Annotated in this window: 18 protein-coding genes; 4 read left to right on the top strand and 14 right to left on the bottom strand. The window is 59.8% G+C overall.

The genetic code is table 11. The annotated features are described in order from the left end of the window. Window positions 1–21 precede the first annotated feature (21 nt). Window positions 22–1,260, bottom strand: coding sequence for an anhydro-N-acetylmuramic acid kinase (locus tag B0G52_RS22965; protein ID WP_233162948.1), 1,239 nt, complete (start codon window positions 1,258–1,260; stop codon window positions 22–24). 238 nt (window positions 1,261–1,498) lie between these two features. On the opposite strand from B0G52_RS22965, the gene B0G52_RS22960 reads away from it, so the two are divergent. Next, complete coding sequence (locus B0G52_RS22960) at window positions 1,499–2,002, top strand: hypothetical protein (RefSeq protein WP_094047736.1); 504 nt, start codon at window positions 1,499–1,501, stop codon at window positions 2,000–2,002. A 170-nt stretch (window positions 2,003–2,172) separates the two neighbouring features. Beyond that, the gene (locus B0G52_RS22955) at window positions 2,173–3,204 is read left to right on the top strand and encodes a C40 family peptidase (protein ID WP_094047735.1); all 1,032 of its coding nucleotides are present in this window, start codon (window positions 2,173–2,175) and stop codon (window positions 3,202–3,204) included. A 113-nt stretch (window positions 3,205–3,317) separates the two neighbouring features. Here B0G52_RS22955 and B0G52_RS22950 read toward each other — a convergent pair whose 3' ends face one another. Then, complete coding sequence (locus tag B0G52_RS22950) at window positions 3,318–4,094, bottom strand: hypothetical protein (protein WP_094047734.1); 777 nt, start codon at window positions 4,092–4,094, stop codon at window positions 3,318–3,320. Next, complete coding sequence (locus B0G52_RS22945) at window positions 4,078–4,602, bottom strand: RNA polymerase sigma factor (RefSeq protein WP_094047733.1); 525 nt, start codon at window positions 4,600–4,602, stop codon at window positions 4,078–4,080. The genes B0G52_RS22950 and B0G52_RS22945 overlap by 17 nt, the downstream gene beginning before the upstream one ends. 446 nt (window positions 4,603–5,048) lie before the next feature. Here B0G52_RS22945 and B0G52_RS22940 point away from each other — a divergent pair, with 446 nt between their 5' ends. After that, window positions 5,049–5,309, top strand: a complete 261-nt coding sequence (locus B0G52_RS22940) for a hypothetical protein (protein WP_094047732.1) — start codon at window positions 5,049–5,051, stop codon at window positions 5,307–5,309. Between the two features lie 330 nt (window positions 5,310–5,639). Here B0G52_RS22940 and B0G52_RS22935 read toward each other — a convergent pair whose 3' ends face one another. Further along, complete coding sequence (locus B0G52_RS22935; RefSeq protein WP_094047731.1) at window positions 5,640–6,344, bottom strand: GLUG motif-containing protein; 705 nt, start codon at window positions 6,342–6,344, stop codon at window positions 5,640–5,642. A gap of 23 nt (window positions 6,345–6,367) precedes the next feature. Further along, window positions 6,368–6,916 carry a hypothetical protein gene (locus B0G52_RS22930; protein WP_094047730.1) on the bottom strand — a complete coding sequence of 183 codons (549 nt, stop codon included), beginning with the start codon at window positions 6,914–6,916 and terminating at the stop codon, window positions 6,368–6,370. Window positions 6,917–7,230: 314 nt separating this feature from the next. On the opposite strand from B0G52_RS22930, the gene yyaC reads away from it, so the two are divergent. Next, window positions 7,231–7,809: a spore protease YyaC gene (yyaC, locus tag B0G52_RS22925; protein ID WP_094047729.1), complete on the top strand. Its 579-nt coding sequence runs from the start codon at window positions 7,231–7,233 to the stop codon at window positions 7,807–7,809. Window positions 7,810–7,848: 39 nt separating this feature from the next. Here the strand turns inward: yyaC and B0G52_RS22920 are convergent, their stop codons facing one another. The 9 genes from B0G52_RS22920 to B0G52_RS22880 all read right to left on the bottom strand — a co-directional run bounded on the left by B0G52_RS22920 (window position 7,849) and on the right by B0G52_RS22880 (window position 18,234). Continuing rightward, window positions 7,849–8,262 (bottom strand): TerB family tellurite resistance protein, encoded by a 414-nt coding sequence (locus tag B0G52_RS22920; RefSeq protein WP_094047728.1) that lies wholly within the window; start codon window positions 8,260–8,262, stop codon window positions 7,849–7,851. Window positions 8,263–8,495: 233 nt separating this feature from the next. Next, the gene (locus tag B0G52_RS22915; protein WP_233162946.1) at window positions 8,496–9,926 is read right to left on the bottom strand and encodes an NAD-dependent malic enzyme; all 1,431 of its coding nucleotides are present in this window, start codon (window positions 9,924–9,926) and stop codon (window positions 8,496–8,498) included. 28 nt (window positions 9,927–9,954) lie between these two features. Then, window positions 9,955–10,461: a DUF2179 domain-containing protein gene (locus B0G52_RS22910; RefSeq protein WP_094047727.1), complete on the bottom strand. Its 507-nt coding sequence runs from the start codon at window positions 10,459–10,461 to the stop codon at window positions 9,955–9,957. 190 nt (window positions 10,462–10,651) lie between these two features. Next, window positions 10,652–11,830 carry an iron-containing alcohol dehydrogenase gene (locus B0G52_RS22905; protein ID WP_094047726.1) on the bottom strand — a complete coding sequence of 393 codons (1,179 nt, stop codon included), beginning with the start codon at window positions 11,828–11,830 and terminating at the stop codon, window positions 10,652–10,654. Then, window positions 11,827–12,951 (bottom strand): Zn-dependent alcohol dehydrogenase, encoded by a 1,125-nt coding sequence (locus tag B0G52_RS22900; RefSeq protein WP_094047725.1) that lies wholly within the window; start codon window positions 12,949–12,951, stop codon window positions 11,827–11,829. Before B0G52_RS22900 ends, B0G52_RS22905 begins: the two co-directional genes overlap by 4 nt. A gap of 33 nt (window positions 12,952–12,984) precedes the next feature. After that, a complete protein-coding gene (locus B0G52_RS22895; RefSeq protein ID WP_094047724.1) occupies window positions 12,985–14,475 on the bottom strand; it encodes an aldehyde dehydrogenase family protein in 1,491 nt (496 codons plus the stop codon). Next, window positions 14,472–15,806, bottom strand: coding sequence for a lyase family protein (locus B0G52_RS22890; RefSeq protein WP_233162944.1), 1,335 nt, complete (start codon window positions 15,804–15,806; stop codon window positions 14,472–14,474). The genes B0G52_RS22895 and B0G52_RS22890 overlap by 4 nt, the downstream gene beginning before the upstream one ends. 12 nt (window positions 15,807–15,818) lie before the next feature. Then, window positions 15,819–16,772, bottom strand: coding sequence for an ABC transporter ATP-binding protein (locus B0G52_RS22885; protein WP_094047722.1), 954 nt, complete (start codon window positions 16,770–16,772; stop codon window positions 15,819–15,821). A 19-nt stretch (window positions 16,773–16,791) separates the two neighbouring features. After that, entirely contained in the window at window positions 16,792–18,234 is a 1,443-nt protein-coding gene (locus B0G52_RS22880; protein ID WP_094047721.1) for an NAD-dependent succinate-semialdehyde dehydrogenase, read from the bottom strand. Window position 18,235 lies beyond the last annotated feature (1 nt).

Genomic DNA, 18,235 nt, shown 5'->3' with positions numbered 1-18,235 from the left:
TTCCTCCCGTCTCTGCCTCTGCTAATAAGAAATCTTCCCGAGAACGGCCGCCCGCTTAGCCCCCGTCACTCCCGGAAGGCTGTTCGGCCTGCCGGCGACGGCATAATCCGCGAGCAGCGCGAAGGCGACCGCTTCCTTGGCGTCGCTGCTCAGACCGATGTCCTCCTGCGTCAGCACCTCGACGCCCATCGGTTCCAGTTCCTCCTTCAGCATGCCGATCAACGTCGGATTGTAGCTGCCGCCTCCGCCGACGATCATCGCGTCCGCCGCATGCTTCGGACGGATGAAGCGCCGATAGCCGTCCCCGATCGACCATGCCGTCAGCCTCGTCACCGTAGCCGCAAGATCGCTTGCCGACAAGCCGCGCTCTTCTCCATAGGCGAGCAGCTTGTCGACGTACGCCGTGCCGAACAGCTCCCGTCCGGTCGACTTCGGAAGCGGCTGCGCATAATAAGGCTCCTCTTGCAAGCGCCCAAGCAGTTCCTCGTCGACACGCCCTTCCTTGGCGATCGCCCCGCCGACGTCCATCGACATGCCCGGAAACAGCCGCGACACGACGCCGTCGATCAGCATATTGCCCGGTCCGGTATCAAAGGCGTACACTTCCTCGGGCGAACACGCCGCGGGCAGGACGGTAACGTTCCCGATGCCGCCGATGTTTTGCAGCAGCAGCGTTCTGTCCGACTCTCCGTACAGCAAATATTCCGTAAAGGGGACAAGAGGCGCCCCCTGCCCGCCCCAAGCCATGTCCGCAACGCGGAAATCCGATACGCAAGGAATGCCCGTCCGGGCGGCAATAACCGCTCCTTCGCCGATCTGTACCGTATAGCGCAGATCGTAGCCATGGCTCGAGAACGGCTGGGGAGCGTGATAGATCGTCTGGCCGTGCGAGCCGACGACCGCGATCTCCTCCGGCTTCAGGCCGGCCTGCCGGATCGCCGACAACGCCGCTTCCGCATAGAGCTCGCCCAGCAGCACGTTAAGACGCCCGACCCGGTCGACCGTCGCGGCGGAAGGCTCGAACAGCGCGAAAATTTCCGCTCTCACGTCCGCCGGATACGGAGTATTCTCGAAAGCAAGCAGCCGGATTTGCGGCCGGCCTCCTTCTCCCTCCCGAATCTCGATCGCCGCCGCGTCGATTCCGTCCACCGACGTGCCCGACATTAAACCTACCGCGCGGCGGACGCCCCCGGCGCCTTCGCGCGCGCTTGCTTCGCGGTATCGCTTTCCGTAAACGTTCCCATTCTCGTCCATACTCATCGCCAGCCCCCTACGCTCACCCGGCACATTTCTGTCGTAATCATAATCCGGGCCGATTTTTTCGTCAACGAAATTTCGAAATAAAATTTCAATAATTTTAATTATATATGATTATTTAAATTCAAATCTACTTTTTCCTTCAGTCGATCCCATCCGCCTTCGTTCGATGAAAATAGCAATGTTCTCCCCCGACAATCCAACACCCTTCTCGCCCGCAACTCGGTATGATGAAAACCGTATGAAAATTCACTCGCTGAAGGAGCAAGAAACCGTAAAAATGATGAGAAACACGTACTTGGACTCTGCCGTGCTTAACGTCGCGTTCGCTCTTCGGGTAAGAGCCCCCGGCAAAACAAGAGCTTTCGAGCTCGCCATGTGCCAACTCAGCGAAAGAAATCTGTGCCTGGACCGCATCCGGTTAGCCGACGCGCAAGGCAAGGAAATCTGGTTCTCGGTGGAACGGATCGAATCGATCCGCTGGACGGCCGCCGAATCGACCGGATTCAGTCATCTGTTCCAAGTTCACGGGCAAATCCGGCTGGAAATCGCTCCCGAGAGGGGTATTCTGAACCGGATGCCGATTCCGTTATCCGGCGACTATCGCCTTCCCCGATCCAAGCTGTCGGATATGACCGTCTGGGTCATTCCCACCGCCGGCGAACCGGCATTCGCTCAAGTGCTCGGCCAAACGCTGGAGCGTCGTCTCCCCTGCAGTTCTTTCTCTCTGACGAGCGCCGTTTGAAGCGGCGGCGCGAAGCGGAGCAAGGGCATCTCGACATCCGTCATTCGGAATCGCTTCTGTCCGCCGATGGAGCCCGCTCCGCTTCGCGCCCACCATTTTCCACACAACCTACCGTTCCCTCCCAGCGTCAAACATAGTAAGACTTAGGACGAAGGGAGAAGGACGGCAACATGTTAACCAGAATCGGAGCAATCGCCCTGCTGGGCCTGCTCCTCGGACAAGCGCTGCCCGCGCATGCGCATGCGGCGGCTCAAGGCGGCGCTCCCGATATTTACGTAGACGGAAAGAAGCTGGCGCTAGCCGCCGATCCGATCGTCGTCGGAGGCGCGACGCTCGTGCCGATGAGGGCGATTTTCGAAGCGCAGCGCGCCGAGGTGACCTGGTCGAACGCCGCGCAGACGGTGAGCGCGATCAAGGACGGCATCCTGTTTACATACCGAATCGGAGATACAACGGCATCCTTGAACGGCAAATCGATCCCGCTGTCCCAGCCGGGCGCCATCGTGAACGGAACGGCGATGCTGCCGCTTCGCTTCATCGGCGAAACGCTCGGCAACGTCGTGCAGTGGCACGCCTACGCCAACGACATTACGATCTCCACCGTTCGGGAGTTCCGTACTTCCGTCACCTACGGCGTGAACCTGCGCGCCGCGCCCGACGCCGCCTCCGATACTCCGATCCGCGGCATGCTCGCCAAGGGCGAGAAAATCCAGGTGCTCCGCGAGATCGACGCGAAATGGCTGGAAGTGCGCACGCAGGACGACCGGATCGGCTTCGTCTCGGCCAAGCCGCAGTACACCGATTACGAGAGCCCGACACTTGCCAAGCTGCAGGGAGACGAATTGATTGCCTTCGGCTCGCAGTACATAGGCACGCCTTACGAGTTCGGCGCGGCGCTCGGCCAGACCGACACGTTCGACTGCTCCTCCTTCGTGCACCACGTCTTCGAGGAAGTGCTGTCCGTCGACCTGCCGCGCGTCTCGTACAATCAGGCGAAGGAAGGCCGGGCGGTTGGTTTGGACGAGCTTCGCGTCGGGGATTTGCTGTTTTTCGGAGCGCGCGGGCTGGAGATCGGACACGTCGGCATCTATGCGGGCGACAACCGGATTTTGCACACCTTCTCCAAGGTCAAGGGCGTCCACTTCGACGATTTCGACGAAAAATGGAAAAAGAGATTCGTCACGGCTCGCAGGCTGATCTAGTTTGGAGAGTCGGGGGGCCTATCTGATCCGCCAAAAGAACTCCGCAACGCGTTGCCGTCACCAGCGCGCGAAAGCCCTCCCCGGGACCACCCGGGGAGGGCTTCTTTTCAACGTTACTCCGCCAGCACCTTGAACTCCTTCAGCATCTGATGGAACCGGGCGCCGTGACCTTCCGCAGCTTCCAGGAAGTATTTCTCGGTAATCGTGAAGCTGCCCTGCTTCTGATTGTCGACGACGTAGATGACGACGACTTCGCTGTCCCATTCCTTCCCGGCCAGCGCCCGAACCATGTAGCCTTGCACAGGATCCGACACCTTTTCGACCTCGCGCACATCCTCGTACTTGCCGGCCAGCTCGCTGCTCAGCCGCTTGATCAGATCTTCGGGCTTCTCGTCTTTAACCTGCTCGATCGTCATCGATACTTCGGGATAACGCTCGGGCAGCGGCTCCTTCGTCGTAATGACGTCCTTGCCGTTCTCCTGAACGAGCTTGTAGCGCTCCTGGTCGTAGTAAATGATATATTTACTCTCCTCGTTCTGATGCAGCTTCTGATCCGTCTCTTCCTTCTGGCCTTCCACTTCGACCTCGACTTTCTTTTCCGGCGCAAACCATTCCTTGACGTCCTTCATAAAAGCCGTACCGGCCGGCATCGCCAGAAATACTCCGAATGCCATAATAAAGACGGCGACTCCCATCGTTATTTTCAGCGTTCTCATCGTTCGATCGCTCCTCTTCGTCTGTTTTCTCGTTGTCCGCGACCTGGTTTCCATTCTCGTCGGCGCCGCCGGCTCGCTGTCCAGCATCGCTTCGATCCGGTCCCATACTTCCTCTTTCGTCTCCTCGGCGTAACGGCTCTTCTCCAGCAGCTTGTCTTTAAGATTCCGTTCCATAGCGTTCGCCCCCCAGCCCTTTCTTCATCTTTTCCCGTCCCTTGAGCAAGCGCGATTTCAGCGTATTCACGTTCACGTCGAGCATGTCGGCGATTTCCTTCTCGCTGTAGTCGTGCAAATATTTCAGAATGAGCGGAATGCGGTACAAGTCGTCCAACGTCTGCAGCACCTCGTACACGTCCACCGAAACATCGGGCAGCTTCTGCTCGACGGCGATTTTCTCAAGCTGCTCTCCGAACGGCACCACCTTTTTCTCCCGTTCCATCACCCTGTAGCACTCGCGGAGCAAAATACAGTAGAACCATGGCTTAAACGGTTTGCTCCCGTCGTACTGCCAGACGTTCCGGTATACCCGGAGAAACGTTTCCTGCACCGCGTCCTTCGCCCACTCCCCGTTCTTGGTCACGAGCTTGGCGGTGCGCATCGCATAGTCGAAATATTCGTCGTACAGCGACCGAAACGCGTTGCGGTCTCCTTGGAGAATGCGTTCGATCAACCGGTTGTCCACTCGAATCCCCTCTTTCCTGCTGTTCTATAAGCAGTTGTTCAAAAAGTCCGATTTTGATCACGAAGCATCCCAGGATGCATACTCGACATCGAATCTTGAATTCAGCCGGTTCTTCCGGTGCTCACGTAGCTTCCACTACGCTTTACGACCGTTCCTCATCTCCGGTCTTCATCCAACCTTCTCGGTGCTGAAAACCGAACTTTTTGAACGCTCACTACAAGTATTACCCGGCGAAAAAGCGGAAAGTTTGCTGTGGGGTGAAAAAAGTTTGAGAAGTACCGCAGCGTAGCTCCGGACAATTCTCAGACACGAAAAAACGAACTGGAAACAGCTTGGAGCCACGCATCGCTCGCCTCTGTACCAGTTATTGCGCAAGGAATCATGCCTGAAATGTAATCAAGCACTTATGCTATAATAAAATCAAACGATCAAGCGAGGTGAGGCTGATGAAATGGGAACAAATTATGGGACAACATCCGAGCTGTTTTGTATTGGTAGAGGCTTTAAAAGCAAGTTCAAACAATCACTTACGCCATCTTGAGGACTTGACTGTTATACAAGAGTACAACACTCCACAAGAAGCCTGGAGCGGATACAAACACTTTCACAAGCTGTATCCCTCACGAGAGCTGTACGTTTTCCATACCAGCCGAACCGATGTAGAGGTCGTAGAAGAAATTTTCTCAGGAGTGCGGCAACACACATGAACATACGTCTCCACAATGGATTGCCAGTTGTCTCTTTAACATTAATACATAACGACCGGAGCATTCAGTTGTCGATGGAATACTTGGCATTGATTTTATGATGAAAGCCAAATGGAAGGTTGATTTTGAAACGATGCGGATTCATTGCTCTTCTTGACTTTTCTAGCCAAGAAGGGATGATCGCCCGGCTGAATCAACGAACTCGTTTTGCCGAATGAAGTAGAGCTTTATCCTCCGCCAACCTTGCCGCTTTCTTTCGAATACGGATTTCTCTTACTTCCGCCGGACTTTCACCGGTTAGTTGTTCCTAGTTTGACTAGTTACGCAATGTTAAATAAAAGGACGCCCGGAGACTTTCGTCTCTTGGAGCCCTCTGCTTCGCTTCATTATGCCGATCAGGCCGCCGTTGTCCGGAGTCGCATCCACTTCGCCGGTCGCATAGCTGTCGGACAGCGCTCCGCCTTCGCTGTAGCCGACGAGTCCGCCAACGCAAGCCGCCCCTCTTACCTCGGCGGAGGAATAGCTGCCTGAGATCGTCCCTCCGTCGCGATACCCGACCAAGCCCCCAACGTAATAACCGCTGCCGTCGATCAGCCCCACGAACGAGCTTTCCGCGATAAGACCGCTCCACTGCGAGCCGACCAGTCTGCCCAAGCTGTTCGTATCGTCGGCTCGGATTGACCGCAGGACTCCCGCCGCATGAACACCTCGGATCGTTCCTTGCTTCTGAACCGCTACCAATGCTCCGATGTACGTATCGCCCGTAACATTCCCGTTCACCAGACGCACGTCGGTCAGCTCCGCGGCTCCCTGGATTTGCGCGAACAGCGCGGAGATGGATTTCGTACGGTTCATATACAGATTGGAGATGACGAATCCGGCTCTGTCGAACGTGCCGGTAAAGCTCGTTGCCGCCGTATCCCCGAACAGATCGAACGCCCCGATCGGCATCCATCCTTCGCCCGTATTGTAAGGAGATACGTTGAGATCGATGTCTCCGGCAAGCTTGAAGCTGCTGCCGAGCTTGCTGCGCACGTTGTTCAGATGAGCGGCCGTCGTCAGCAGGTAGCGATCGCCCGCAGTCCCGCTTCCATCCTCCTACCGATAGCGTGCGAAGCAGAATCATAAAGCAGACCCCGGCAAAATAAAGCCGCGGCGTCGATACCGACTTGTCCGACGGAAGCGATCGGCTTGCCGTTAATCCACAGCCTGTAAGCCGAAGCCGCCCCGGGAATGCGCACCGACATCATCGCGCTGTCTTGGGACTCCGCGTCGTATTCCCGATCAAGTCTCACGACAAGCCGATAGGTGGCGTACCCTTGGTTGGACAGATCGACTCCGTCCAGCTTCTGATCGTTCCAGGTGCCCGGCACCCGGGCATAACCCGCGGGAACGGCATCGGCGAAAGCTCCGGGCTCCAGCAGCGCCTGCCAGTAAAGCTCCCATTCGCCGCTTAATGCGAGTTCGCCGTCCCGTTCGAACGAATAGCCCTCCAGATTCAGCACGCCGTCAAGCGCTTCCGGCTTCCCCGCTGCAGCTCCCGCGACCCCTTCGCCCGCAAGCAGCATAAGCCACAGGACGGCCGCCGTCCTCAGCGTCCATTTCATCTGCATCCTCCCGCCCAACCTCATTCACCAACAGTTTACAGCATGAACGATGGGCTGTGAATCGGTTCGCTTCAAGTCTCCGTCACGACTTCGTCGTTGACGCGGGACGCCGGGGGTTGGAGAGAAAGTACGGTTGTCGAGCGGATGATCGATCGTTGCGTGCTCGGCTTCGCGGCATGTCGGCCTTGTCGAACGACCGCGCAACTTGCGTCGCAAGCGAGCGATAAACCGACAACCTTTTCTCGATACATAATGTATCATTCATTTATAGCTCGATTGATCAGCCCAATATGCCTGCTTAACGAGGTGAAGGAATGTCCATTCTGCCCATGCCCTACTACGTCGCCCACACCGATCCGGCCGCTTCGATGCGGTTGGCGAGCAAATTCGGCGCGTATTTCAACCGGCTTTCGCCGCACAGGCGCATCGTTGTCGTCTGCATCGGAACGGACCGCTGTACGGGAGATTCGCTCGGCCCGCTGACGGGCACGCTGCTCGGCAAGTACCGTTCTCCTGAATTCGAGATTTTCGGCACGCTGGAAAATCCCGTTCACGCCATGAACCTGGCGGATACGATGGACAAGCTCTCTTTCCGGTTCGACGACCCGTTCGTCATCGGCATCGACGCCTGTCTCGGACAAGCGTCCAGCATCGGCGCCGTCGTGATCGGGGACGGCCCGCTTCGACCGGGCGCGGGTGTGAACAAGCAGCTGCCGCCCGTCGGAGATATTCACGTATCCGGCATCGTGAACATCGGAGGGCTGCTTGGGTACCAAGCTCTGCAAAGCACCCGGCTGCACCTCGTTATGAACATGGCCGGCCTCATCTCTCGCAGCCTGCTCGTCGGCATCCGAATGTCGACCGACCGCGCGACCGAGCCGGCCGTCCTTTAATAGGAAAGAGCCGCGGGGGCAAGCCCCGGCGGCTCTTCATCAATCGATCGGATTTAATATGAGCTGCATGCCTTGCGTTCTGAGCCGATCGTACGAGATCGCCCACGATTTGAACGCTTCGTACGTCTCGTCCGGAATATCGAACGCCCGCTTCATGTCCATGACGATCTGCTTTTCCTCGTCGCTATAATCTCCGTCCGCGTAGGCGAGCAGCAGAATTTCCAGGAAAAAGAGATGCTGCACCCGACGATCCCGGATTTCGGACAAAACTTCCTCTAGTTCTCTTGAAGGCGGAACGATTCGCAAGTGGTCTTCCAGCCCCAGCTCGGAGCATACGGACTGCAAATACCGCTTTTCGTTGCCGCTGACGAAACCGTCCGCGTTGGCGACGGCGTGAGCCAATTCCAAGAAGGCTTCCCGCTGTTCCCTCTCCTGTATAAAATGCAAAAACAACCGCAGTCAGCTCCTCGTATCGCCATATCTATCTTGCTTCATCTTGCACCGAAATCGCTTATTTTTCAAGAGAACCGGCGAACTTTTCGCGAAGTTGTCGATAAGTGCGGCTATCGGCTGCATCCTGGAGAGATCTGCGTCGCATTCTGGAGAGATCGGGTTCGGGTCAACTGCCTCATTCCGGAAGAATCGGGTCCGGATCATCAGTCGCGTTCCGGGGAGCCGGTTGCGGATTACCGGTACTCCTTCGGAATTCTTCTCGCCGCCCCGGATGCCATCGCCGCGCGAACGACGCGGTCGCGAATCCGCTCCACGACCGACTGGTCGAAGACGCTCGGAATGATGTAATACTTGCTCAGCTTGTCGTCCGGAATGACCGACGCGATCGCCTCCGCCGCGGCAAGCTTCATCTCCTCGTTGATCGTCGTCGCCCGGCAATCAAGCACCGCCCGGAAAATGCCGGGGAAGCACAGCACGTTGTTGATCTGGTTCGGATAGTCCGAGCGGCCTGTCGCGGCGACCGCCACGATATCGTCGATGTCGCCCGGCAGAATCTCCGGAGACGGATTGGCCATCGCGAACACGACCGGATTCGGCGCCATTCGCTGCACGTCCTCCCTGGACAGCATGCCTCCCGCCGATACGCCGACGAATACGTCCGCGCCGGCAAGCGCGTCCCGGAGCGTGCCGGTTCTGCGATTCGGGTTCGTGTATTCGGCGTACGCCGTTTTCACCGGATTCGAATACGTCTCCCCTTGAACGAGAATTCCCTCTTTGTCGACGCCGATCAGTTCCTTCACGCCCGCGGACAGCAGGATTTTGCTGATTGCCACGCCGGCCGCGCCAATTCCGCAGACGACGACGGTCGCGTCCGCAAGCGTCTTGCCCGCGATCTTCAGCGCGTTGATCAGGCCCGCATAGGTGACGACCGCCGTCCCGTGCTGATCGTCGTGAAAGACGGGAATGTCGAGTTCCTCGCGGAGACGCTCTTCGATCTCGAAGCATCTCGGCGAAGAGATGTCTTCCAGGTTGATGCCGCCGAATGCCGGCGAGATCGCCTTGACCGTGCGGACGATCTCGTCCGGGTCCGTCGTCTCCAGACAGATCGGGAACGCATCGACGCCCGCGAACTGCTTGAACAGCATCGCCTTGCCTTCCATGACCGGCATCGCCGCCTTCGGTCCGATGTCTCCGAGACCGAGCACGGCGGTGCCGTCGGAGACGACCGCGACCGTGTTGCGCTTGACCGTCAGCGAGAACGCCTTGTCCGGGTCTTCCTGAATGGCCGCGCATACCCGGGCAACGTCCGGCGTGTAGACGCGCGACAGGTCGTCGCGGTTCTGGATCGTTACCTTCGGCGTGACCTCGATCTTCCCGCCCAAGTGGAGCAGGAACGTCCGGTCAGACGTGTTCACGACGCGGATGCCCGGAATTTTGCCGATCGCCTCCAGAATGAGCTGGATGCCCGACGCGTCCACGACGTTCACCGTCATGTCCCGCACGCTGCCTTCGTTGCCGATATGGATCGTATCGATGGCGACGATGTCGCCGCCCAGGCTGGATACGATGTTGGCGACGAGCCCGAAGTTCATCCGGTCGCCGCTGATGTCCAGACGGATGATCACGCTTTTTCCGCCCATTTCCTTCATCTGATGTTGTCCCATCTTCGTTCCTCCAGTCGGTGTTCGCCGGTTACATTTTCCGGGTCATGAAGCCCCCGTGAAAAAGCTTCGGCTCATAGCTAACGATAAAACAGTTCGGGTCGATCGCGAGCGCTTCCCTGTACACGTTCTGCTGCTGCTTGCGCGGAAGCACGACGTTGTGCACCCATCGGCGGCCCTCCCGACCCTCGCCCGGCCAACGGGTCACTCCGTAGCCTCGGGCTCTCAGGTGATCGGCCAAATGGCCGATCTCCTCCTTCGTCGTAATCTGCACCGTAATATAGCCAATCGCCAGCCGTTCCTCGATCTTGATGCCAAGCAGCACGCCTGCACCGTAGCTCAGGCAGTAGATGATCAGGTTGATCGGATTGTCCAGATTGTCGAGAACAAGCTTAAAACCGATGACGTAGATGCCGATCTCGACCGCGCTCATCATCGAGGCGACGTACCGGACGCCCTTGACCATCAGGATGAAGCGGATGGACAGCATGCTGACGTACGTAATTTGCAGAGCTATAATCGATAAAATGACCGTCATCCGCCGCACCTCTTCGGATAGCAAAGGGACTATCCCCGTAAGCCGTTGGGACAGCCCCTCGCGTTGTTGTCTTATCGCGGGCTTGCGTGTTCAACGGTCTGGCGGACCGTTAGACCGGAGGTTCCGGCGCTTTTGCCTCTGTTAACGGTCTGGCGGACCGTTAACTCTGCTTTCAATCGGCCCGCGCGCCTTAAGCTTGCGCAAGCAACTGCTCCGCAAAGCGGGCGAGATCCTCGTCCGAAGCGTAGCGGCAGTTGTTGTTGCGCATCGGCGCGTTCTCGGCGGAAGCCATCGTCTCGGCGAGGCGGCTCGCGTCGGCCGGCGTCAAGCCTTCGTCAGTCAGCGACAGCTGCAGCCCCGACTGCTCGACCAGGCGCCGATAGAACGCTGCGCCGGCACGGGCTTGCTCTTCCAGGCCAGCGGAGGCGTTCTCTACCGCCCCCATTGCCCGGGCAATATTCGCGAGAGTCGCTTCATTGCCCGCGATGTTCCAATCGTACGTATGGTATAGCGCAATCGCCACCGCGCGGCCGTGATGTACGCGCGCCAGCGTGCCGAGCGCGTGCCCGATGCAGTGGGCGATGCCAGTTCCGCCTTGCTCGATCGCCATGCCCGCCAGCATCGAGCCGATGCTGAGCCGGCCGCGCGCCTCCAGGTTGCCCGGCTCGCGAATCGCTGTCAGCAAGCTGTCCGAGATCATGCGAATCGCTTGCAGGCCGACAGCCTCGATCATCGCGTTGCCGCGCTTGCCGGCAACCGCCTCCAGCGCATGGATCAGCGCATCTAACCCCGTCGCCGCCGTCAGATGAGGAGGCAGCGCCACGCTCAGCGTCGGGTCGAGCACCGCCAAGTCCGGCGCGAGATCGTAGTCCCAGCCCCACACTTTGCGCTTCTCCGAATTCGAGAACACGACCGTGCTCGTCACTTCCGCTCCCGTCCCGGACGTCGTCGGCACCATAATCGTCTTGATCATCTTCGGCGCAAAGGGATTCGCCATCAACGCATAATGCTCCGTCGGGTGCTCCGCTCCCGCGACCAGCGAAGCCAGCTTGGCCACGTCCATCGCCGAGCCGCCGCCGAGGCCGATGACACAAGAGGCTTTCGAAGCGCGAATGACCTCCGCAGCCGCATCGATGGAAGCGCTCGTCGGATCGCTCTGCACATCCGAGAACAACACAGCTTCCACGCCGCCCTCCCGCAGAGCGGCCAGAACTTCGTCCGCCACGCCGACTTTGACCAATCCCGGATCTGTGACGAGCACCGCTTCGTTTCCGCCGCCGGTTAAACTTTTTACATCCTCCGCCAATTGCTTAACTCGTCCGACGCCGTAAGCCACCCGGGTTCTCGCCGCAAAATCGAATCCGCTCACCGCGCTTCACCTCCGAATTCAACGACCGTTCGGCCGACGTTCACGCAGCAAGGATCATGGAACCCGTCGATCGCGCGATTGATATCCTGCAGCGGAATCCGGTCCAGCACCAGCTCGTCGAGCTGGAACTTGCCGTCCAGGTACAATTGCGCGATGGCCGGGAAATCGCGGAACGGATGCACGTCCCCGTAGAAGCTGCCTTTGAGAATTTTGCCGACGCGGTGAAACCCGCCAGCCGGCAGCGCCAGCTCCTTCTTCGGATTAAACGCGCCGACGACGACCGTCGTGCCGCCTTTGCGCGTGCCTTTCCAGGCGGACTGGGCCGCCATCGTGTTGCCGGAGCAGTCGATCGCATAATGAACGCCAAAGCCGCCAGTCAGTTCCTTCAGCGCCTCGGCCGCGTCCACTTCGCCGACGTTCACGACGTCGGTCGCGCCGAACTTTCGCGCGATCTCCAGGTTTTGCGGCTTCAGGTCGCACGCGATGATGCGGCTCGCCCCCGCGATCCGCGCGCCCTGGATCGCATTTACGCCGACGCCGCCGATGCCGAATACGGCCACCGTCGAGCCCGGCTTCACCTGCGCCGCCCGCACCGCCGCTCCGTAACCCGTCGCCACGCCGCAGCCGATCAGCGATGCCTGAGCCATCGGCATATGGTCCGGCATTTTCACGCAGCTCATCTCCGGCACGACCGTATACTCCGCGAACGTGCTGAGCAGCGAATTATGATACAACCGCTCTCCGTTCCGGCTCAATCTGGACGTGCCGTCAAGCAGCGTTCCCGCGAACATTGGACCGAACGCCGATTCGCACAGGTTCACTTGCCCCGTCTGACAAAACTCGCAAGTGCCGCAGAACGGCACCCAGCTCAGCGCCACCTTATCCCCGACCTTCACCGTCCGCACGTTCGGACCGACCTCGACGACGACGCCCGCTCCCTCATGACCGAGAATCGTCGGCACCGGAGTCGTCTCGTCCTCCATCGCGTTCAAATCGCTGTGACAGACGCCCGTCGCCAGCACCTTAACGAGCACCTCTCCGGCTTTCGGCGCGGCAAGCTCCACCTTTTCTATCGAAAGCGGTTGATTCGTTCCTCTCATGACCGCCGCCAGCATTTCCATCTTCGTCCCCCGCTTTCAAGAAATCGATATCAGTTAATGAGCGATCCAGATCGCTTTCATTTTCGTGTAGGAGGCCAGGCTGTGGATCGCGTACTCCTTGCCCCAGCCGGATTGCTTAAAGCCGCCGAACGGGCTGGCGATGTCGTAGCAGCCGTAGCGGTTCACGAACACCTGACCGGCGTCCAGTCGTTTCGCGACGCGATGAGCGCGGGCGACGTCGTTCGTCCATAGTCCCGCCGCCAGTCCGTAGATCGTGTCGTTGGCGATGCGAACCGCTTCCTCTTCCGTATCGAACGGGATCACGCACAGCACCGGGCCGAAAATTTCCTCCTGAGCGATCTTCATATCGTTGGTCACATCCGCAAAAATCGTTGGACGAACGTAATACCCTTCGGCATTCGTCCCTTCTGTATCGCGATAACCGCCAGCCGCAACGCGAGCGCCCTGCTCCTTGCCGCTCTCGATGTAGCGGAGAATGCTCTCCATGTGCGCCTGGGACACCTGCGGTCCCTGGTCGCTCGCCGGATCGAACGGATCGCCGCATTTGTAGCCGTCGGCGTATTTCGCCAGCTCTTCCACGACCCGGTCGTAGACCGGACGCTGCACGAGAAGGCGCGTCGGGGCGCTGCATTTCTCCGCCTTATGGGTGAACAGGCCATAGAAGGACCGTTCGATCGCCGCGTCCAAATTCGGCGCATCCGCGAAAATAATGTTCGGAGACTTGCCGCCCAGCTCCAAAGTGACCGCCTTCAGGTTGGAATCCGCCGAGTCGTGGACGAGCTTTTTGCCAACTTGTGTGCTGCCCGTGAACGACACTTTGTCGACGTCCCCGTGCGACGAGATAAAGGAGCCGGTACGTCCTTCGCCGAGAATCAAATTGATCACGCCCGGAGGCAGCACGCCTGCGTCGTGAATGAGCTCGAACAGCCGGATCGCGGACAGCGAGGTAACGCTCGACGGCTTCAGCACGGCGGTGTTGCCCATCGACAGCGCCGGCGCCAGCTTCATCGCGGCCATGTCGATCGGGAAGTTCCACGGCACGATCAGCCCGCATACGCCGACCGGATCGCGGGTCGTCAGACTCGTGAAGTCGCCCTCGACGGGATTGACTTCGCCGTAATACTTGTCGGTCCAGCCCGCATAATATTCGAAAAAGTCCGCCGCCTCCGCGACGTCGTCATTGTAAGCTTCCTTGTACAGCTTGCCGTTGTCCATCGACTCCAGCGTCGCCAGCTCGTCCTGATGCTCACGGATGAGCTGCGCGATTCGGTGCAGCCTTCTGCCGCGCTCCTTGCGGGACATTTCTCGCCATTCCCCGCCTTCGAAAGCCGCCCGGGCCGCCCTCACCGCAGCGTCAACATCCTCCTTGGACGCCCCGGTGAACGAGCCGATCTTGTTGCCGCTTGCGGGACTGACCGTATCTATCGTCGTGCCGGACGAGCCGGCTATCCATTCGCCGTTAACGTACAGTTTCTTGGTTTCCTTCAGCCATCCGTTCGCCCACTCCAGCTTCGGTGCTCTCATCTCTGTTCTGCCTCTCTTTCGTAGATCGTCCTGACTTCTTCCTTGGACTTTTCCTTTAACCACTGACCGACCTGCGAATATCCATATTTCTCCTTTAAGGCGACAACGGCCGGGATAAAAGTCCGCGACAGCTCGCGGCACCTCGCTTCATCGGCTTGGATGCCGGTCACGCACAGGTCGGTGAATTTCCCGATCGCCCGCTCCAGCATGCCAAGCATGTCGAGCAGATTAAAGCCCGCAAACCCTTCCCATACGTTCAAGTTCAACTCGCCATGCTCCAACGCCCCCTGCACCGCCCGATCCAGTCCGATCACCTGCAGGCCGCATTGCACGAGCGTCTCCGGCACGACCGGATTGACCTTCCCGGGAAAAAAGGAAGACCCCGCCTGCACCGCGGGCAGCCGCAGTTCTCCAAATCCCGCCTCCGGACCGGAGGACAGCAGCCGCAAGTCTTTGGCCAGCTTGATCAGCACGCCGGCCAGCAGCGCCAGCTCCGCCGACAGCGCCGACAGATCGTCGATGTTCTGGGCCGCGTCGTACAGATGCTCCCGATAGCGCAGCATCGGCAAACCCGTCACCTCGCGCAGGGTGTCCAGCACATGCTCCCGGTAGCCGACAGCCGCGCCGACGCCCGAGCCGATGACCGTGCCGCCGAGATTAACGGCATGCAGCTCCTCCACGGCTGCCGTCAGCCGCCCCATTCGACGGCGCACCCCGTGCGCGTAGCCGCCGAACATCGTGCCCATCGTATCGACCATGCCGTCCTGCAGGCATGTTCTCGTAATCGTCGGCACTTGCGCCAGCTCCGCGCTCTTCGCGTCGAGCTCGCCGACCAGCCGCGCCAGTTCCGCCAACAGCTTCTCTCCCGCGCGGAGGGCCGCGATGCGCAGCGCCGTATGGCAGGCGTCCGACGTCGATTGCGACGCGTTCACATGATCGGCCGGATGTACGGGACGATAGTCCCCTGCCTGGCCGTCGAGCATTTCGTTCGCCACATTGGCGACGACCTCGTTCATGTTCATGTTGCTGCCGATGCCGCCTCCGCCGTGATACGGATCGACGATAAACTGCCCGTCGTGGCAGCCGTGCCCGACTTCCTCGCACGCCTGCTCGATCGCCTGCGCCACCGCTCGCGGCAGCAGCCCCGCGCGCTCGTTCGCTCGCGCAGCCGCCCGCTTCACTTCGGCCAGCGCCGCGATATAGCCGGGATAAGCGGCGAGCGTGCGGCCCGAGAAGCTCAGATTGCGCGCGCTGCGCAGCGTCTGAACTCCGTACAGCGCCTCGTCCGAAAGCTCGACCGTCCCGAAGGCGTCCTGTTCGTACCTCGACACGACGATCTCCTCCTAATTCGCCAGCTTCGTCAAAATGCGCTCCATCGTCACCGTGCCGACCCGCCGGTTGCTGCCGTCGACGACCGGATACTCGCGCACCTGCTCCTCGACCATCCGGTTGAACACCAGCTTCAGATCGTCCGTCAGCGCTACGCCTTCGGCCCCCGCGGCCGTCTCGGCGTTTCCGGACGCGCTAATGACGTCCTCCACCTTAAGGAAGGCCATTTTGCGGTACACGTCCCGCTCCCCGACGAGCTGCCGAATGAAGTCGTTGGCCGGATTGGTCAAAATTTCGAACGGCGTCGCGAACTGCACGACCTTGCCCGCTTGCATGACGATAATCCGGTCCGCCAGCCTTAAAGCCTCGTCGACGTCATGGGTGACGAACAGAATCGTCTTCTTCAGCAGCCGCTGAATACGGTGAAGCTCATCCTGCAGACTCGTTCTCGTAATCGCGTCGATCGCGCCGAACGGTTCGTCCATGAGCAAGATTTTCGGTGCGGCCGCCATCGCCCGCGCGATGCCGACGCGCTGCTGCTGTCCGCCTGACAGCTGACTCGGACGGCGCTTGCGGTACACCTTCGGATCGAGGTGAACCATGTCCAGCAGCTCGTCGATCCGCTTGTCGATCTTTGCCTCGTCCCATTTCAGCAGGCGCGGCACGACCGCGATGTTCGCCTCGATCGTCATGTGCGGGAACAGCCCGTTCTGCTGAATGACGTACCCGATGCCGCGCCGAAGCTGCTCCGTCTGCACCTGGTTGATGTCCGTGCCGTCGATCTCGATCGTGCCTGAGGTCGTGTCGTACAGCTTGTTGACCATTTTCAGCAGCGTCGTTTTGCCGCAGCCGGAAGGGCCGAGAAAGACGATGAATTCCCCTTCCTTGATGTCGAGCGAGACGTTGTCCACCGCCGGGGAAGCGGTGTTCGGATACTGCTTCGTTACACTCCTAAAAACAATGCCCATCCAGGGTGGCCCCCTTCTATTAAAAATTCAAATTCAAATATTTGATCTCGACGAAATCATCCACGCCGCGCTGGCCGCCTTCGCGCCCCATGCCGCTCTGCTTGATGCCGCCGAACGGCGCCTGCACGTAGCCGAGCGCGGATTCGTTGATGCCGACCATGCCGTACTCCAGCCGGTCGGCTACCCGCATCGTTGTCGCCAAGTCGCGCGTGTAGAGGTAGGATGCCAGTCCGAACGGCGTATCGTTGGCCATCGCCACGACCTCGTCCTCGGTACGGAACGTAATGAACGGAGCGACCGGACCGAACGTCTCCTCCCGGAACACGTCCATGTCGGGCGTGACGCCGGTCAGCAGCGTCGGCGCGTAGTAATGGCCGGACTCGTACTCGCCTCCTGCAAGCCGCGCGCCGCCCTCGACGAGCTTGGCGCCCTTCGCCAGCGCGTCCCGCACATGGCCGTCCACCTTCGCCAGCGCCCGCTCGTGAATGAGCGGACCGACGTTGACGTCGCTCATGCCGTTGCCAACCGTCACCTCGCGCAGCTTCTTCGCGAACAGCTCCGTAAACTCCGCTTCGATCGTCTCATGTACGAAAATACGGTTCGCACAAATGCACGTCTGACCGTTATTTTGAAACTTGTTGTAGAGCAGCCCTTCCGCCGCAGCTTCCAGATCGGCGTCCGGGAACACGATAAACGGCGCATGACCGCCCAACTCGAGCGATACTTTCTTCACCTGCTTCGCCGATTGCTCCAGCAGAAACTTGCCGACCGGCGTCGAGCCGGTAAAGCTGATCTTGCGCACCTTGTCGTTGTCGAGAAACTCCCGGCCGATCTGCTGCGCGTCCCCGACGACAATGTTCGCGACGCCCGCCGGGAGCCCCGCTTGCTCGAAAATCTCGAACAAAGCGATCGCCGACAGCGGCGTCTCCGGAGCCGGCTTGACGACGACGGTGCAGCCCGCCGCAAGCGCCGGAGCGACCTTGCGCGTAATCATCGACGACGGGAAGTTCCACGGCGTAATTGCCGCAACGACGCCGATCGGCTGACGCTGCACGAGAATGCGCTGCGTCGGGCGGGACGACGGGATAATCTCGCCGTTGATCCGCTTCGCCTCCTCCGAATACCAGAGGAAGAAATCGGCGCCCCACAGCACCTCGCCCTTGGCTTCCTTCACCGGCTTGCCCTGCTCCAGCGTCATAATTTCCGCCAGGCGGTCGGCGTTCGCCACGATCAGGTCGTAGATGCGGCGCAGGATGACCGAACGCTCCTCGGCAGCCGTCCGGGACCAACCAGGGAAGGCCGCGTAGGCCGCCTCGATTGCCGCGCGGGCATCCTCCGTCCCGCCGACCGGCACGGTGGCGATCTGCTCTCCCGTCGCCGGGTTGAAAAGAGCGGACCGAAGGCTCGAACGAGCCTCGGTCCAAGTACCGTTAATAAACAACTGGGTTCTCATCTCTGTCATA

It is taken from the genome of Cohnella sp. SGD-V74 (assembly GCF_003001675.1).
GTDB lineage: Bacteria > Bacillota > Bacilli > Paenibacillales > Paenibacillaceae > Cohnella.
This window is presented reverse-complemented; position numbering and strand designations above follow the sequence as displayed.

Excerpts from the sequence above, each read along its gene's own strand:
- B0G52_RS22895 (WP_094047724.1), bottom strand. The coding sequence starts at position 14,475 with ATGAGAGCACCGAAGCTGGAGTGGGCGAACGGATGGCTGAAGGAAACC.
- B0G52_RS22955 (WP_094047735.1), top strand. The coding sequence starts at position 2,173 with ATGTTAACCAGAATCGGAGCAATCGCCCTGCTGGGCCTGCTCCTCGGA.
- B0G52_RS22930 (WP_094047730.1), bottom strand. The coding sequence starts at position 6,916 with ATGAAATGGACGCTGAGGACGGCGGCCGTCCTGTGGCTTATGCTGCTT.
- B0G52_RS22915 (WP_233162946.1), bottom strand. The coding sequence starts at position 9,926 with ATGGGACAACATCAGATGAAGGAAATGGGCGGAAAAAGCGTGATCATC.
- B0G52_RS22965 (WP_233162948.1), bottom strand. The coding sequence starts at position 1,260 with ATGAGTATGGACGAGAATGGGAACGTTTACGGAAAGCGATACCGCGAA.
- yyaC (WP_094047729.1), top strand. The coding sequence starts at position 7,231 with ATGTCCATTCTGCCCATGCCCTACTACGTCGCCCACACCGATCCGGCC.
- B0G52_RS22940 (WP_094047732.1), top strand. The coding sequence starts at position 5,049 with ATGAAATGGGAACAAATTATGGGACAACATCCGAGCTGTTTTGTATTG.
- B0G52_RS22910 (WP_094047727.1), bottom strand. The coding sequence starts at position 10,461 with ATGACGGTCATTTTATCGATTATAGCTCTGCAAATTACGTACGTCAGC.
- B0G52_RS22880 (WP_094047721.1), bottom strand. The coding sequence starts at position 18,234 with ATGACAGAGATGAGAACCCAGTTGTTTATTAACGGTACTTGGACCGAG.
- B0G52_RS22950 (WP_094047734.1), bottom strand. The coding sequence starts at position 4,094 with ATGGAACGGAATCTTAAAGACAAGCTGCTGGAGAAGAGCCGTTACGCC.
- B0G52_RS22885 (WP_094047722.1), bottom strand. The coding sequence starts at position 16,772 with ATGGGCATTGTTTTTAGGAGTGTAACGAAGCAGTATCCGAACACCGCT.
- B0G52_RS22960 (WP_094047736.1), top strand. The coding sequence starts at position 1,499 with ATGAAAATTCACTCGCTGAAGGAGCAAGAAACCGTAAAAATGATGAGA.
- B0G52_RS22900 (WP_094047725.1), bottom strand. The coding sequence starts at position 12,951 with ATGGAAATGCTGGCGGCGGTCATGAGAGGAACGAATCAACCGCTTTCG.